Source organism: Thermogutta sp., assembly GCF_014359955.1.
Classification (GTDB): Bacteria; Planctomycetota; Planctomycetia; order Pirellulales; family Thermoguttaceae; genus Thermogutta.
This window is the reverse complement of sequence record NZ_JACIYL010000934.1, coordinates 1-1558: the sequence shown is the minus strand read 5'-3', so window position 1 is coordinate 1558 and position 1558 is coordinate 1. Positions and strand designations below refer to the sequence as shown.

The 1558-nt window shown below is 58.6% G+C and carries 2 protein-coding genes; one reads left to right on the top strand and one right to left on the bottom strand.

The window, feature by feature from the left end:
* On the top strand, positions 1 to 865 hold an 865-nt coding region (locus H5U08_RS18340), incomplete at its 5' end, for a PDZ domain-containing protein (protein ID WP_297036465.1).
* 123 nt (positions 866 to 988) lie between these two features.
* Here H5U08_RS18340 and H5U08_RS18335 read toward each other — a convergent pair.
* A partial coding sequence (locus H5U08_RS18335; protein ID WP_297036462.1) for a uroporphyrinogen decarboxylase family protein occupies positions 989 to 1558 on the bottom strand: 570 nt, incomplete at its 5' end.

Genomic DNA, 1558 nt, shown 5'->3' with positions numbered 1-1558 from the left:
TGCCGTGCGGGAGAACTTCATTCAAACTGACGCCGCCATCAATCCGGGCAACAGCGGCGGTCCACTCGTGAATCTGGACGGTGAGGTCATCGGCATCAATACGGCCATCAGCACACGGTCCGGTGGATATGAGGGAATCGGCTTTGCCATCCCCTCTAATCTTGCCAAGTTTGTGGCCACGCAGCTTGCAGAAAAAGGTGTCGTGCGGCGTGGATACCTCGGCGTGGCGATTCAGCCGATCGAAGGGGACCTGGCGTCCCAGCTTGGCGTGAAACCGCATGAAGGCGTGCTCGTGGCCGAAGTGTATCCCAACACACCGGCTGCCGTGGCCGGGATCAAATCAGGTGACGTGATCCTCAGCTTCGACGGGAAACCCGTCTCCATGCCGAACGAGCTGCAAAGCCTCGTGGAAGAGGCGACGATCGATGCCCCGCACAAGGTGGAAATCCTCCGCGACGGCAAGAAGACCACACTTGAGGTGATCGTCCGCGAACAACCCGCCGAATACGGGATGGAGCGTGTGCCAGGGCGTCTCCGTCGTGGTGATCGCGCTTTGCCGAAGGAAAACGAGAACCTTGCCAAACTGGGCATCCAGGTGGAAACGCTGACCTCTGATGTGGCCCAGCAACTCGGTCTCGACATCAAAGAGGGTGTGGTCATCACGAACGTGACCCCGGGTAGTCCCGCTCAGTTGGCCGGTCTTGAAGAAGGCATGGTGATCGTGGAAGCCAACCGGCAGAAAGTGACCAGTGTCAGCGATTTGACCAAGGCCCTGCAAGCAAAACCGCTGAGCGAGGGGGTCCTCCTGCGGGTGGTCACCCCTGAAGGAGTCTCGCGCTATGTGGCGATTCGCGTGAGCGAATAAGCCGAGCCTCCTGGCCCCCGATTTCTTCCCAACCCGTCCGACGGCGTCATCGTCCTCCCAGGACTGTGACGCCGTTCTTTTGTTTGATACCTGCTTGAACGCTTACTGCACCAACCCAGGCGATTACTTCCCGTAAAAGCCGTACTCATACGCCGCATCGTAGAGCGCGACGATATTCTCCGGAGGAACCCCGGCCTGAATATTGTGGACGTTGTTGAAAACGTATCCGCCGCCGGGCTTCCAGATCTCGAGATTGCGACGAACGTGCTCGCGAATCTCCTGCGGTGTGGCATACGGGAGAACATGCTGCGCGTCGATGGCACCGCCCCAGAAGACAAGGCGATCACCCCATTGGGCCTTGAGCGTTCGGGGATCCATATCCCGGGCACTGATCTGCACGGGATTGAGGATGTCGATCCCGTTATCGATCAAATCCGGAATATAAACGGAGCACGCACCACAGGTGTGATACCAGATTTTTGCCCGGGTGTGCGCGCGAATGTACTGAACCAGTTTCTTCTGTCGGGGTTTGACAACCCGGCGGTAAAACTCGGGGTTGAAGAGCGGCCCGTTCTGACCGGTCAGATCATCGCCGATCATGATGACATCGACGAGGTCGCCCACCTCCTGGAGAAATATGCGGAACCAGTCCAGCCAGAACTGCAGGGTCCGATCGAGAAGGGCCTCGCAGAA